Genomic DNA, 14147 nt, shown 5'->3' with positions numbered 1-14147 from the left:
GGACTGGCGTGATTCGTTTTAAAACTTCCTCCACGGCTTTTTATGCCGATTTGCACCTCCATTCCACCGCCTCGGACGGACAACTATCACCGGCCGCTGTAGCCCGGAAACTTACCCGAAAAGGGGTCATGGCTGCCTCACTTACCGATCATGATACAGTCCATGGCTTTGTCCCTTTCCAAAAAAAGCTCCGGGGTATTGCCATCCCCGGTGTGGAACTCTCGGTCCTCCATGAGGAAATTGATTTTCATCTTCTGGGATATGGTTTCGATCCCGGGGATGCCTCTCTGAATGAAAAACTGGGCTATTACCGGAAGGTCCGTCACGAACGCATGGCCAAAATGGTGGCTAAATTGCAGCATTTAGGACTCCCCATTCGCCGGGAAGAGGTGGAAGCGGGTCTGGGAACTGCCACAGCTGCCGGACGGCCCCATATTGCCCGGGTCATGGTGGAACGTGGCTGGGTGAAATCCATCAGCGAAGCTTTCGATACTTACCTGGATTACGACAAACCGGCCTATGTGCCCAAAGCGAAAATGAGTTTTGATGAAGGACTGGATTTGATCCATGCCGCCAAAGGTATCGCCGTCCTGGCGCACCCCGGTAAAAGTAGTCCAAACGGATTAACTCCACTCCTCAACCATCCCCGGCTGGATGGCATCGAGGTGTGGCACCCCGATCATAACGAGGAAATGTCCCAACAGCTGCTGGAAATTGCTACAAATAACGGACAGATTCCTACCGGTGGATCCGATTTTCACGGCTCCCGTCCCGGAGCTCAGGCCTCCCTGGGGGAGTTCGGCCTGGATATCCGCCGATGGATGGATTTTAAAGAAACCTTAAAAAATCGTAAAACCTTTATCGCTGCCTATGTGTAAACCCATGCAGATTGATTCCCTTGCCCTGGGCATTTTTCAGTCCAATACGTATTTTCTTACCCAAGACGGTGAAACACTCATCATCGATCCGGGCGACCGGGGACAAAAAATTTTGGATTTTATCCGGGAAAAAGAACTGAATCCCATTGGAATTGTGTGTACCCATGCTCACCTGGACCACATTATTTCAGCGCCGTTGATCATGAAAGAATACGCCATTCCCTGTTTTCTCCACGAAAAAGAACGGGAAGTGCTGAAACACCTGAAAACCATGTGCGAACAATTTCACATGCCATACCACGGAGAACCAAAGCCTGTCACCTGGCTGGATGGGAGAAAGCCATTGAAGGCTGGACACTTTAACCTGAGCTACCGGCACACCCCGGGACACACTCCCGGAGGAATCATCCTTGTGACGGATACCGGTGTTTTTACCGGTGATACCATCTTTTACCGCTCCGTTGGCCGAACAGACTTTCCCGGCGGAGATCATGAAGCCCTCATGACATCGATACGGGATCAGATTTTTACACTTCCCGGCGAGACTATTCTCTATCCGGGACATGGACCTGCAACCAGTGTAAACCATGAAAAACAACATAACCCCTTTACCGCCGGACTCTGAAAAAAAGCGGTTTTCACCCCCGGGGTTTCTTATCTTTGATTATGACAGAATGGTCAGTCCTGGCACATAAAGTGCACCGGCACATCACGGAAGAAAAACTCCTCACCCGGGGAGAGCGGCTTTTGGTAGCCCTCTCCGGAGGTCGGGACAGTGTGGCATTGTTGTACCTTCTTCACGAATTGGCTCCGGCCTGGGACTGGCACCTGGTAGCGGGACATGTCAATCACGGATTGCGTCCCGGTGCCGATTCCCGGGAATCAGCCCTCTGCCGTCATATTGCCCACGATCTGGAGATCCCCCTCAGAGAAGACAAACTCACAATCCCTCCATCCGGCAACCTGGAGCAGACCGCCCGGGAGATGCGCTACGACCTTCTCGAATCCTGGGCCAAAGAGGAGGATTGCACTGCCGTGATCACCGGCCATCACATGGATGACCAGGCCGAGACCATCCTCTATCGTATTCTGAAAGGATCAGGTTTTCACGGCCTCCAGGGGATTCACCCCGCCAGAGGAACTATCCGCCGCCCCCTGTTACGTGTCTCCCGCCAGGAAATCGATGCCTACTGCCTCACCCGCGGACTCCTATATGCCGAGGATCAATCCAACAAGGATGAATCTTTCACCCGGAATCGCATCCGTTATACCATCCTCCCCTACCTGAAAAAAAACGGCTTTCATGCCATCTCTGACCATCTTGTTAAACTGGCCGAATCAGCATCCTTGGCATACCGTGTGTTGAAATCCTACCTTCGTGAGGATCTGGACCGCCTTTTTTCTCCCTATCCGGGGGGATGGAACCTCAATCTGGACCGGTGGCGAACCCTCGGGACAGACCGTCAACGGGCTCTATTGAAAGAGTTTTTTTCTCAGGAGGATGACATCGCCCACGTAAGCCGCGAAACCCTGGATCAACTGGCCGGTTTTTTGCAGGAGGCAGATAAAGGACGGGTTTTTCAGGTGGATAATCAATACCGGGTGGTTGTGGAATCCGATCATGCTCTTTTAACCACCGGTGTGGATACAGGAAAAAAGACCCTGTGGAAACCCAAAACCAGTGTCGCCTGGACCTCCTGGATTACTCTGGACTGGAAAAAAGGGCAGATTCCCGAATCATGGGAAACAAATCCGTCCGAAGCCTATTTTGCAGATGATTTAATTCATATAAAAGTGTATATTCGAAGATGGAAAGCGGGAGACCGCCTGGAACCCATGGGGAAAGGAAAGCATCTGGTGAGTGATCTGCTCAAGGATGCCCGTATCCCGGCCCTCATCCGGCCTTACTATCCTGTGGTGACGGATGGCGAAAATATTCTCTGGATCCCGGGTGTTCGCCGAAGTGTTCATTATTCCGTGCCTTCCGGAGCGGCATCCTGCATAAAACTCACCTGCACCCTGCAAAAGGAGACCTATGAGCTCATCGAAAAAAAATCTGATCATTGATCACGAAGGACCTTTTCAAGGACAAAAACTCGACTGTCTTTTCAGCGAACAGGAAATTCAGGCCCGGGTGAAAGAACTGGCGGATCAAATTTCCCATGACCTGGAAAATGCAAAAAAACCACCTATCCTTGTGGGAGTCCTGAACGGAAGCCTCTTTTTTATGGCTGATCTTATGCGGGCCATGTCCATCGAAACCGAGATGGACTTTATCAAAATCTCTTCCTACCACCACACCTCATCCACGGGGACTGTCCGACTGGTAAAGGATATCAGTGCCCAGATTACGGACCGGGATGTGTTGATTGTGGAAGATATCGTGGATACAGGTCTTTCCATCAATTTTCTCCGGAACCGCATGCTCTCCAATGCCCCCCATTCACTCCGCGTAGTGACCTTCCTCTATAAAAAAGAAGTAAGCCAGTTAAAAAAGGAACCGGAATACATTGGATTCGTTATACCCAATCGCTTCGTCGTGGGGTACGGACTGGATCTGGACCAGAAATACCGGACCCTTCGTGATATTTATGCCTTTGCACCCGACAACAAACAGGAATGATGATGAAAGAAACACCCGATAAAGATCAAAAGAAAAAACAAAGCTCCAACCGCCGGCCAGGAGGTCCCCGCAGACCTGTTCCCCCGAATAAACGGCCACCTCAGGGAGGTCGTCCACCCCGTGGAGGCAACGGTCCGGGACAAAAACCCGGCGGGGAACCGGGTTTCGACTGGAAAAAAGCCCCTAAGACTCCCCTCATCTGGATTTTTATTATTGTTGCCGTCATTTTTCTGGCCAATATGTTTGCCAGCAATACCATCGGTGAGCGGGAAATTACCTATACCCAGTTTAACGAATACCTGGAAGCCGGACAGGTCCGGGAAGGGGAGATCATTGGCAATGAATTCCACGGTGTACTCAAATCTCCCCAAACCGTCACGGTGAATGGCACCCGGTTTGAATTCACCCGCTTTACACTTATTATCCCCTTTGTGGACAGTCCCATGCTGGAAAAATGGGATGAATACGGGGTGAACTACACCTTTAAAGAGCAAACGGCCGACTGGACCGAAATCCTTATCGGTATTATTCCCTGGATTCTCATTATCGGTCTTTGGATTTTCTGGATGCGGCGCCTTCAGGGAAACGGAAGCGGGCAAAAGGGGATTTTCAGCTTCGGGAAAAGTCCTGCCAAGATGTTTAACCCGGAAAAAACCCAGGTGACTTTCAATGATGTGGCCGGTTGTGAAGAAGCCAAGTATGAATTGCAGGAGATTATTGAATTTTTGAAAGACCCCGACCGTTTTCAGCGACTGGGTGGAAAAATTCCCCGCGGTGCCCTGCTGCTGGGTCCTCCCGGGACCGGCAAGACGCTCCTGGCCAAAGCTGCCGCCGGTGAAGCAAAGGTCCCCTTTTATTCTATCTCCGGTGCTGATTTTGTAGAGATGTTTGTAGGTGTCGGTGCCAGCCGGGTCCGCGGTCTCTTTGAACAGGCTCTGAAAACGTCTCCCTGTATCGTGTTTATCGATGAAATCGATGCCGTGGGGCGCCAACGCGGGGCCGGACTCGGTGGCGGACACGATGAGCGGGAACAGACCCTCAACCAGCTCCTGGTCCAGATGGATGGCTTTGATTCCGATTCCAGCGTCATCGTCCTGGCGGCAACCAACCGCCCCGATATCCTGGATAAAGCTCTCCTCCGTCCCGGGCGTTTCGACCGCCAGATTGTGGTGGATATTCCCGATGTGAACGGACGGGAGGGAATCCTCAAGGTGCATACCAAACATATTCCCGTGGCGAAAGATGTGGACCTGAAAATTCTGGCTAAAAGCACCCCCGGTATGGTAGGTGCCGATCTGGCCAATATGGTGAATGAAGCCGCCCTCCTGGCTGCCCGGAAAAACAAAAAAGCCGTGGAAATGCGGGATTTTGAGGATGCCAAGGATAAGGTCCTCATGGGTACCGAACGGCGATCCATGATTATCAGCGACAAAGACAAAAAAATTACAGCCTACCACGAAACAGGGCACGCCCTGGTGGCTCTTTTTCTGCCGGAAGCCGATCCGGTCCATAAAGTCTCCATTATTCCCCGTGGACGGGCACTGGGAGTTACCCATATCATGCCTGTGGACGACAAGCACAACTACTCCCGTAACTATATTCTTTCCCAGTTGCAGGTGCTGTTGGGCGGCCGGTCTGCCGAGGAGACCGTTTTTGAGGATATCACTACCGGTGCCGGCAATGATTTGGAACGGGCCACAAACCTCGCCCGGAAAATGGTCTGTGAATGGGGGATGAGCTCCAAACTGGGCCCCCTTACTTTCGGTAAACAGAACGAAGAAATCTTCCTGGGACGTGAATTTGGCCGCACCGCCGATTACAGCGAAAAAACTGCCCAGGAAATCGACAACGAAATCTCTGAAATTGTAACCTTTGCCCACGATAGTGCCAAAAAAATCCTCACCGACCACCTGGACCTCCTCCACAAGGTGGCCGATGCCCTCCTCAGCCGTGAAATGCTCGATAACCAGGAACTCCTGCAAATTGTCCGCGATTCCGGTATCGACACCGATCCCTTGGTGAAGGGACTTCCTTCGACGCCTGATGCAGAGAGTAGCGAGGAGCGAGGAGCGAGTAGCGAGGAACGGGGAGAGAGTAACGAGGAGCGAAGGGCGAGTAGCGAGGAACGGGGAGAGAGTAACGAGGAGCGAGGGGCGAGTAGCGAGGAGAAAGTAGCGAATAGCGAGGAGTGAGGGGGGAGTGCCAGGGAAGCATTTTCCCGGGTACTTGATGTAGACAAACGACTGGATTTATTTCGAAGGTAAAAGAACCCCGGATATCATTCCACGGAAAAGAGACTTCAGACAGGAGTAGAACAGACTTCAGCAGGTCTACTCAGTAAGCCAGGGCGACTTAGGATATATGCAGGAATTAACATTAACATCCCTTAAAGCCTTCCTTCACCGCATTGGTGTCCATTCTGCCGGTATCAAAATCATGTTGCCGAAGGGGCAATTTCGCGCGGTGTTGATCCGGGATCTGAAGCCGGTGACTGCCAATATCCTCAAGCAGGAGTGCTTGAGCCTGGGAGCCGAATGTGCCCTCCATGAACATAGCATTACCCATAAAGTGGATCAAACCCATGCCATCATCATGGCCACCGAAGCACAATACCGGCGGCTGATAGATAATTTGAAAATTCAGCCCTTCAGACTCCCCCGGATTGGGAAAGAGCTGGAAACCCTGCTGTTTACACCGGCCAATTCCCTGCTTCATATGGCCCATGGTCAGTCTATGGACCTTACCGAAAAAACAGCTGTCATGGGCATTTTGAATCTCACGCCGGATTCCTTTAGTGACGGCGGTTTATTTATCTCCAGGGATCAGGCCCTGAAACGGGCGGAAGAGATGATTTCCGAGGGGGCGGATATCATCGATATTGGCGGTGAATCTACCCGTCCCGGCGCCGAAACCGTCTCTGAAGCCGAAGAACTGGATCGTGTGATCCCGGTTGTCGAAGCATTGGCCGGCACGGTACCTTTTATCTCCGTAGATACCACCAAGGCAGCCGTGGCAGAGGCTGCAATCAAGGCCGGTGCCCACATCATCAACGATATCTTCGGCTTTCACCAATCCCCTGAGCTGGCTCATATCGCTGCCAAACACCAGGCCGGCGCGATTCTTATGCATATCAAAGGTACCCCCCGGACCATGCAGAAAAATCCCGAATATGATGACCTGATGGAGGATATTCTGGACTGGCTGGCGGAGAGTATCCAAATCGCTGAAAATGCCGGACTCCCCGGAGATCATCTGGTGGTAGATCCCGGTATCGGTTTTGGAAAGACCCTGGAGCACAACCTGGAAATTCTCCGGCGCCTGGGCGAACTGTCAAGCCTGAAAGTCCCTATCCTCATCGGTGTATCCCGGAAATCTTTTATTGGTAAAATCGACGGTTCCCATGTGACGAATCGCCTTGGCGGATCCCTTGCCGCCGTCGTAACTTCCGTATTGAACGGTGCGTCCATTGTGCGGGTCCATGATGTGAAAGAAACGGTTCAGGCAATGCGCCTGGTGGATGCCATAACACGAGACAAGCATGATTGATCTCTTCCATGTCGGATATCTAACGGTGACCCTTCTGGATATTATCGATATCCTGTTGGTGACGGGACTCATTTACGTGATTTATACCTTTTTCAGGGACTCCCGGGCCAAACAGATGGTGGTAGGGCTAATTATTCTTATCCTGCTGGGATCTTTTGCCCGATTGCTCAATCTACAGGCCCTTTCCTGGATCCTGGGCAGCCTTCAGACTGCCTGGCTGATCTTTTTTGTCATCGTGTTTCAACCCGAACTCCGGCGCATTCTTCTTATTGTGGGACAAAATCCCCTGGTCCGGCGGCTCTTTTCTCCTGAAACCTATGACCTTACAGAAGAACTCATCCATAGTGTGATGGAACTCCAGCGCAGGAAAATCGGGGCACTCATTGTGGTTCTCCGGGATTTGGGACTCAAAACCATTGTGGAAAAAGGTGTGGCCATTAACGGGACCCTCTCCACACAATTGATTCTATCCATTTTCAATACCGATTCACCCCTTCACGACGGGGCGATCATCGTTTACCAGGATCAGGTGATTGCTGCCAAATGTATTCTGCCCCTCAGTGAAAATACCGATGTAGATCCTACCATCGGTACCCGTCATCTGGCAGCTCTGGGACTCTCGGAAGAAAGCGAAGCCTTCGTGATTATTGTGTCTGAAGAGACGGGGAAAATTTCCACCGCCTTCCGGGGGATTTTGAAGCGGGGACTCGATGAACCGGCCCTTCGGACGGATTTGATTAAATATTTGTCGGGACGTAATGTTTAAATACCGCATTTTACATTCCTTTATTCTCCTCATGATTCCACTCCTGGTTTTGGGAGCCGGCTTTCAGCGTCTGGAAGAAGAGGGACGTATCACCCTTTCCTGGAATGGGGACCGGAAGGATCTGGCCAACGATCCACAGACCGTTATGCTGGATGTAAACGGGTACTGGGTCCCTGCGGCTGTCTTTCTCTTTCACGGAAATCCCCGCACCGTTTCCGTCCAGATGGATATCCTCGAAGAAAAAAGCCTGACCCTTGATACGCCATACATGCCTGTCCGGGAAAAAGCTACCGGTGCCGGACGGGAGATCGTGGAAAAAAATCCCCCAAAAACCATCAACAAACCCTGGGATATCCATCCCCTTTCCGGCGGCGGATTTTCCCTCATCGTGTATCCACTCATCCCTGCCTCAGCCACGACCGGCCGGGAAATCACCCGCCTGACCCTCACCCTTACGGACGGATCGGGAAAGCTGGCACCTTATATTGAAAAAGTCCGGCAAGTACACCCGGTGATGAAAAAAACACAGAATTCACTCATCAGCGGACCCTTTGCCAACGTGCATGTCTCCAAACCGGGTATGGTCCGCATTGACGGGTGGATGCTTTCCGATGCCGGGGTGGAAATCCGGAATATCCGGCCTGACAGGATTCAGGTTTTTCACCATGGCGAAGAACAACCTGCCCGGGTTATTGCCCGTTCACCGGAACGTCTGGCTTCCGATGATCAGATCCTGGTATGGCTCGATTCCCTGGCCAACCCCTACGGAGACTACCGTCACAATCCCCACAGTCCCTATGATGTGCTTCAACTTACCTGGAACCGGGCAAAAGGACTCCGTTTCACCGAGGAATCAGGGGAAGTCACAGGAAATGCCGATTATCAGCCTGAAAGTTTTACCGGAATCACCCGCCTGGAAAGGGCCGAGCGCTGGGAAAAGCTTTCCCAGGTGGATCAGGATGAGATGTCCGAAGTCTCGGACCACTGGTTTTTTGGCAATCAAATCATTGCCGGTACCTCTGATACCTTTCTGATTTCCCTGGATCATCCCAAACAGAATTCCGAACGCCAGGTGAAAATCCGCCTGAAATTTCAGGGAATTACCTACGGTGCCCCAAAGCATGAACTCACAGTCCTCCTCAATAACCGCTTTCTGGCAGTAGATAACTGGGAGGGACAAAAAGAAAAAATCGTCACCAGCGAAGGTCAAAATTTTTCCCACGGTCACCTGCATAACGGGGATAATCAACTGACCGTGGTGATGTCCGGCGATCCGACCATCGACCGGCTCTACGACATGGTCCTCCTGGACTGGGCTGAAATCGAATATGAACGCTATTTCCGGACCTCCGGGGATCAGCTCCGCTTCCAAACTCCCATGGAAACCGGTCCCGGTGAATATCTGTACGAACTCAACGGCTTTTCAACACCCGACGTGATGATTCTGAAAAACGACCGTTTTTGGCTCCGGGACTATGTGGTGTATTACGATGCCAAATACCGGGGGTACTCTGTGCTTTTTCAGGATAAATCCCTCACCGGTCGGGAGGTTTATACTGCAGTGGGGCCTGAAGGTCTGGTTCCTGCCGATACGGTGATTTTCAGGGATCCGGCTGAAGAGACCTTTACTGCTGCCGAAGGGGATTATATCATCATCTCCCATCCGGATTTCATGGAGGATCTGGAGGATTTCATTGATTTACAGACCGAACGGGGATTTACTCCTGTCGTGGTGGATGTAACCCGCCTGTACGACCGCTATGCCTGGGGTAACCGGACCCCCTACGCCATCCGGGATTATCTGAAAGAGGCCTGGGATACCTGGAGCATCCGTCCCCGCTATGCACTCCTCGTAGGAGATGCCGGGGCGACCGGCCGGTCCACGGAAAAAGAGGGTATGCTGATTCCCACCCAATTTTTTCAAACCTACCGTTACGGAGCCTGCATTACCGATACCTGGTTCGGCGATGTGGATGAGGATTTCTACCAGGAAATGATCATCGGCCGTCTGCCGGTCCGGGATACGGAGCAGCTTACCAACGCGCTGGCCAAACTCCGGGCATGGCATGAAAAGCCCGTGGTGGATAACTGGCTTAACCGTATTGTGATGATTGCCGGTTATGAAGATGAATTCAAACAGCAAACCGAATCCGTGATCAGCCAACAAATGCCCGACGGGGTCCAGATCGATCGCCTGTATATTAATCCCAGTGCCGAAACAGGCCCTTTTTACGGTACCACGGCCACGTTGTCCGATTTTATCAATGCAGGACGTCCCCTGATCAATTTTCGCGGACATGGCGGCGGGGCCGTATGGGCGGACCGGAGCCTGTTTACCCTGGATGATGTGGAAGGACTTGAAAATAGCGAAAAACCCTGTGTGATTACATCCTTTACCTGTTTTACGGCGGCATTTGAAACGGAACGGGGCCTGGGTGAAGGCCTGACCCGCCTGACCGGTGGTTCAGTGGGCTTTCTGGGCTCTTCCGGTCTGGGGTGGGTGGTGAATGACTATTTGATGCTTCAGGCCATTTATCAGTACCTTTTTGAAGAAGGTGTATCTTTTGGACAGGCTGTACAGCGGGGTAAACTCCAGTATGTATCCACTACCGGCTGGGCGACCCATGCCAAAACCGGTTTTTATCAGTACAATATTCTGGGGGATCCCTCCATTGTTTTACCCTTTGAGGATGCTAAAAACATACTGGAAATCACCCCCCCCGATGCCGCACCGGGAGAATCTGTCACTCTGGAAATTCCCGGGTTTTCCGCACCTTCTGCTTCCCTGGACCTGACATCCAGGGGAAGCCGGGATAACAAACATCCCATCCTGCAAAACCAAATTTTGAAACCGGCATCCGGTTCCCGGCTTACCATCACCCTGCCGGATACCATAAGCGCTGAAAGAGGTGATGTCACTGTTTTTTACTGGGATGATATTGAAAGAACGTACCGGGCCGGCCATGCCCCCCTCAGTTTCGGGGCTTCCGTGATTTACGACCCGTCCTTTAGCAGCAATCCGCCGGAAATCGGCGGACAGGCATCGGTGCAGGTAAAAGTTTTCGATTCACAGGGTGTGGATAGCGTGTTGATCCGCTGGCAGGATGAGAGTGAAGAACTCCTGACAGCCAAAGGAAACGATCTTTACGAATCCGGTCCGATTCTTTGGGATTCTCCCGGCGGGAAAACCCTGACCATCCGGGTTGTGGATGACAACGGACAGGAGACACAGTCCGGATCTTTTATCCTCAAGCCCCTCCCCGGTGCCGATCTGACCATATACGGTGTAACACCTTCTGATAAAGGGCTCCGCCTGTCCCTGGGCTCCACCGTGGATGACGAAATTGCCGTACAAGCCCGGTGCACGATGACCGGACAACCTGTTCAAACGGATACCCTGCTTCTCATCAAAGGGGCCGGCAACTATATACCGGACTGGATCCTGCCCTATGGAGAAGTCCCCATCACTCTTGATATTTTTCCCCTCGAATACCTGGAAACAGATTCCACGGATAATGTGTGGACCGATACCCTGATGAATCGCTGGCTAAAAGCAGATGAAACCGGGTTTTCTGCTTATCCCCAGGGACTCTCCCTGACCCATCCCTGGTTTCAGACACTCAACCTTACTACCGAAAGCAGTCCTGTGGTTGCTGGTGTGAACCTGGTGGATACCCTCTTTGATCTCACGTCTGCCGGGGCAGAGATGGATTCCCTTCAGGCCCTTTATCTGGATTTTGATTCACCTGGTGTAAGCTATACAATTACCTGTCCCGCCGGCACAGATACAACCCGGATTCCTGCGGTATACGATCCTGATAGCAAACGACTTTTATCCCTCATTCACGTGGAAAACGGGTATCGTGGCACCATGCCCGGCTATATCCTTCGGGTTCGTCCCCTGGATACCCAGGGACCCAATATCGAAATTACCGTCAATTCCAGGGAAATTCTTCCCGGATCCTATGTCTCAGGCGGTGCCCGTTTTTCCGCCATCATTACCGATGATAAAACCGTTCATCCCGATCCCCTTACCTGGGGCGTGTGGCTGGACGGAGAAAAATTGACGGACGGTGCCGTAAAATGGGTCCTGGATCCCTCCGGACGGCGCCTGGGACTCAATTTCAGTCCCGATTTTACCCTGGGAAAAACCCATACCCTGGCTGTCCGGGCCATGGATGGCATGGGCAATGAAACTTGTTCGCCGGAGTATGAACTCCTGACCACAGGCTCTGCACGAATTATCGATTACGGCTGTTTTCCCAATCCTTTCGGCGCCCGGACCCAGATTATTTATGAACTCACCTCCCAGTTTGATGAGGTTTATATCGATATTTACACCCTTTCAGGCCGGCGGATTCTTCGCATCGACCGCTTCAATGCCGAAACCGACCTGCCCCTCAACGATGTGGGGTATCATGAAGTCCCCTGGTATGGCCGGGATAAAGACGATGAATTTGTGGCAAACGGAGTCTATTTTTATCGCATACATGGTATTATTTCTGCTGAACGCTTTTCCGCTCGGGGGAAGGTGGTGAAACTGAAATGATGAAACGATGTGTGTACATAATTCTTCTTGGTATCACTGCCCTTTGGGCCGGCAAATATGGGGATGCCTTCATGATTGCCGCTTATCCTGCCGCCGCTATGGGAACAGGACACATCGGGGTAACCCAGTTGACGGGTATTCGGGCGGTACCTATCAACCCTGCCGGACTCTCTTATGGCCGTAAGATGGAAACTTACCTCCAGTACAATGCCCTGTTCGGTCTGGGCTTTCAGTATGGCCTGGGCTATAAAAACCGCTATGGTGATCACTGGCACTGGTCTGTCCTCTGGAACCGGGTAGGTGTGAATGCCATTGAAGAACATCCGGATTTAAGTTCCATGACTACCCTGGAACGGCGGGACTTTGTCCGCACCCAGGCGGGAACCTATGCCACGTTTGACAGCCGGGAGGATCTGATTACCCTCACCCTGGGCCGCCATATCCGCCATCGCATTGATCTGGGCTGGCAATATGATGAATTTTTTATCGAAAATCCTGTGGGGATTTCCGTAAAGGTTTTGAATAAATCATTGTATGGCGAATCTGCCCGGGGCATCGGTGCCGATGCGGGACTCCGCCTGATAATCCCCGGGAATGAGATTTTCTATATCCGCAACCTGGGGGAAATTGTTTTCGGTGTGACAGCCCAGAATGTTTACTCCACCGGCATCTACTGGACCACCGGACATGTGGATCAGGCCCGAATGCGCATGCTCTGGGGGGCAGCACTCCATCAGCCGGTCCGTTTTCTCTATTCCGATTTACGTCTCATGGTACAAAATGTCTGGCTCGATGATCCTGCCTTCCACTGGGGAGTGGAGTGGGAGATTATGGATGCGCTGGCTTTTCGCCTGGGCAAAGACGACCTGAGCATGAATGCCGGTGCCGGCGTGCGTTTTCCCATGGGAAAATATCACCTGATTGTGGATTATGCTTTCCAGGACCATCCCCTGGATGTGGGACATAAGGTTTCACTGACCCTGACCCGGGAGGATGCCGAATGAAAGCAAAACGCTTTGGAATCCTCCTGTTGGGATTGTTGCTGTTATTCACTGTTGGATGTGAGGATGTGGAAGATCCCAATCCGCCACAAAGACCTTTCATGGTGCCCAAATCCCTTCCCTGGGATTATGAAGAAACAGGCATTGATGCCGATGATAAAATGGCGGGAATCTACCTGGAATGGACCCGAAATCCTGACCCGGAGCTGGAAGGCTATATCATTTACCGGGCGCCGGATACCAGCGAAACAGGCGAGCTGGACTTTTTTGCCATAGATACGGTTTATGCCTATTCTCTCAATCCCGCCCTCTCCGATACAGAGTATGTAGATACGGAAATTGAATTCGGCACCCTCTACTACTATTATATCCGGGCTTTGGATGTTTCGGAAAATAAAAGCGAACCTTCCGACACGGTCCGCTATAATCTCACTCCCTCTCCCGGCGATTGTGAGCCCAACCTTTCGGAAAAAGCACCGGTGAAACCTGAATTCAGCTGGAAATTTCCCAATGACTTTCAATATTCCATCAATTATTATTATATTCGCCTTGAAAATATCACAACCCGGCAGACCGTATGGTTTTATGGTGTGCCCCGCTTTGATTATACGGGCCAGGGCCAGTCGGTGACCTTTAACACAGACGGCAAAGCCACGGAATCGGCACTCTCGCCGGATCATACTTACCGCTGGAAAGTCGATGCCATCGGACGCCAGGATCCGGCCGGCTTTGAAATCGAAGGCAGTGAAAGTCCATGGATAATCTTTCAGGTAAAGGAATGAAC

At 51.9% G+C, this 14147-nt stretch carries 10 protein-coding genes; all 10 read left to right on the top strand.

The window, feature by feature from the left end; translation table 11 throughout:
• Positions 1–8 precede the first annotated feature (8 nt).
• On the top strand, positions 9–878 hold the full coding sequence (locus strainIA91_RS09545; RefSeq protein WP_400166550.1) for a PHP domain-containing protein: 870 nt from the start codon (positions 9–11) through the stop codon (positions 876–878).
• Positions 871–1503 (top strand): MBL fold metallo-hydrolase, encoded by a 633-nt coding sequence (locus tag strainIA91_RS09540; RefSeq protein ID WP_400166549.1) that lies wholly within the window; start codon positions 871–873, stop codon positions 1501–1503. Before strainIA91_RS09545 ends, strainIA91_RS09540 begins: the two co-directional genes overlap by 8 nt.
• A gap of 41 nt (positions 1504–1544) precedes the next feature.
• Positions 1545–2945 carry a tRNA lysidine(34) synthetase TilS gene (gene tilS / locus strainIA91_RS09535; RefSeq protein WP_400166548.1) on the top strand — a complete coding sequence of 467 codons (1401 nt, stop codon included), beginning with the start codon at positions 1545–1547 and terminating at the stop codon, positions 2943–2945.
• Positions 2914–3501, top strand: coding sequence for a hypoxanthine phosphoribosyltransferase (hpt, locus tag strainIA91_RS09530; protein WP_400166547.1), 588 nt, complete (start codon positions 2914–2916; stop codon positions 3499–3501). Before tilS ends, hpt begins: the two co-directional genes overlap by 32 nt.
• 2 nt (positions 3502–3503) lie before the next feature.
• On the top strand, positions 3504–5693 hold the full coding sequence (gene ftsH / locus strainIA91_RS09525) for an ATP-dependent zinc metalloprotease FtsH (RefSeq protein WP_400166546.1): 2190 nt from the start codon (positions 3504–3506) through the stop codon (positions 5691–5693).
• A 169-nt stretch (positions 5694–5862) separates the two neighbouring features.
• Positions 5863–7047: a dihydropteroate synthase gene (folP, locus tag strainIA91_RS09520; protein WP_400166545.1), complete on the top strand. Its 1185-nt coding sequence runs from the start codon at positions 5863–5865 to the stop codon at positions 7045–7047.
• Positions 7040–7813, top strand: coding sequence for a diadenylate cyclase CdaA (gene cdaA, locus strainIA91_RS09515; protein WP_400166544.1), 774 nt, complete (start codon positions 7040–7042; stop codon positions 7811–7813). The genes folP and cdaA overlap by 8 nt, the downstream gene beginning before the upstream one ends.
• Positions 7806–12362 (top strand): C25 family cysteine peptidase, encoded by a 4557-nt coding sequence (locus strainIA91_RS09510; protein ID WP_400166543.1) that lies wholly within the window; start codon positions 7806–7808, stop codon positions 12360–12362. Before cdaA ends, strainIA91_RS09510 begins: the two co-directional genes overlap by 8 nt.
• Complete coding sequence (locus strainIA91_RS09505) at positions 12359–13366, top strand: hypothetical protein (RefSeq protein WP_400166542.1); 1008 nt, start codon at positions 12359–12361, stop codon at positions 13364–13366. Before strainIA91_RS09510 ends, strainIA91_RS09505 begins: the two co-directional genes overlap by 4 nt.
• Positions 13363–14145 carry a hypothetical protein gene (locus strainIA91_RS09500; protein ID WP_400166541.1) on the top strand — a complete coding sequence of 261 codons (783 nt, stop codon included), beginning with the start codon at positions 13363–13365 and terminating at the stop codon, positions 14143–14145. The genes strainIA91_RS09505 and strainIA91_RS09500 overlap by 4 nt, the downstream gene beginning before the upstream one ends.
• The last annotated feature ends 2 nt before the right edge of the window (positions 14146–14147 follow it).

It is taken from the genome of Candidatus Neomarinimicrobiota bacterium (assembly GCA_041154365.1).
Lineage (GTDB): Bacteria > Fidelibacterota > Fidelibacteria > Fidelibacterales > Fidelibacteraceae > Fidelibacter > Fidelibacter multiformis.
Note: the sequence above shows the minus strand (reverse complement) of the source record. Positions and strands in the feature narration are given on the sequence as shown.

Bases quoted from the DNA above. Each gene is read 5' to 3' on its own strand.
- strainIA91_RS09540 (WP_400166549.1), top strand. From the start codon at position 871: ATGTGTAAACCCATGCAGATTGATTCCCTTGCCCTGGGCATTTTTCAG.
- tilS (WP_400166548.1), top strand. From the start codon at position 1,545: ATGACAGAATGGTCAGTCCTGGCACATAAAGTGCACCGGCACATCACG.
- hpt (WP_400166547.1), top strand. From the start codon at position 2,914: ATGAGCTCATCGAAAAAAAATCTGATCATTGATCACGAAGGACCTTTT.
- ftsH (WP_400166546.1), top strand. From the start codon at position 3,504: ATGAAAGAAACACCCGATAAAGATCAAAAGAAAAAACAAAGCTCCAAC.
- folP (WP_400166545.1), top strand. From the start codon at position 5,863: ATGCAGGAATTAACATTAACATCCCTTAAAGCCTTCCTTCACCGCATT.
- cdaA (WP_400166544.1), top strand. From the start codon at position 7,040: ATGATTGATCTCTTCCATGTCGGATATCTAACGGTGACCCTTCTGGAT.
- strainIA91_RS09510 (WP_400166543.1), top strand. From the start codon at position 7,806: ATGTTTAAATACCGCATTTTACATTCCTTTATTCTCCTCATGATTCCA.
- strainIA91_RS09505 (WP_400166542.1), top strand. From the start codon at position 12,359: ATGATGAAACGATGTGTGTACATAATTCTTCTTGGTATCACTGCCCTT.
- strainIA91_RS09500 (WP_400166541.1), top strand. From the start codon at position 13,363: ATGAAAGCAAAACGCTTTGGAATCCTCCTGTTGGGATTGTTGCTGTTA.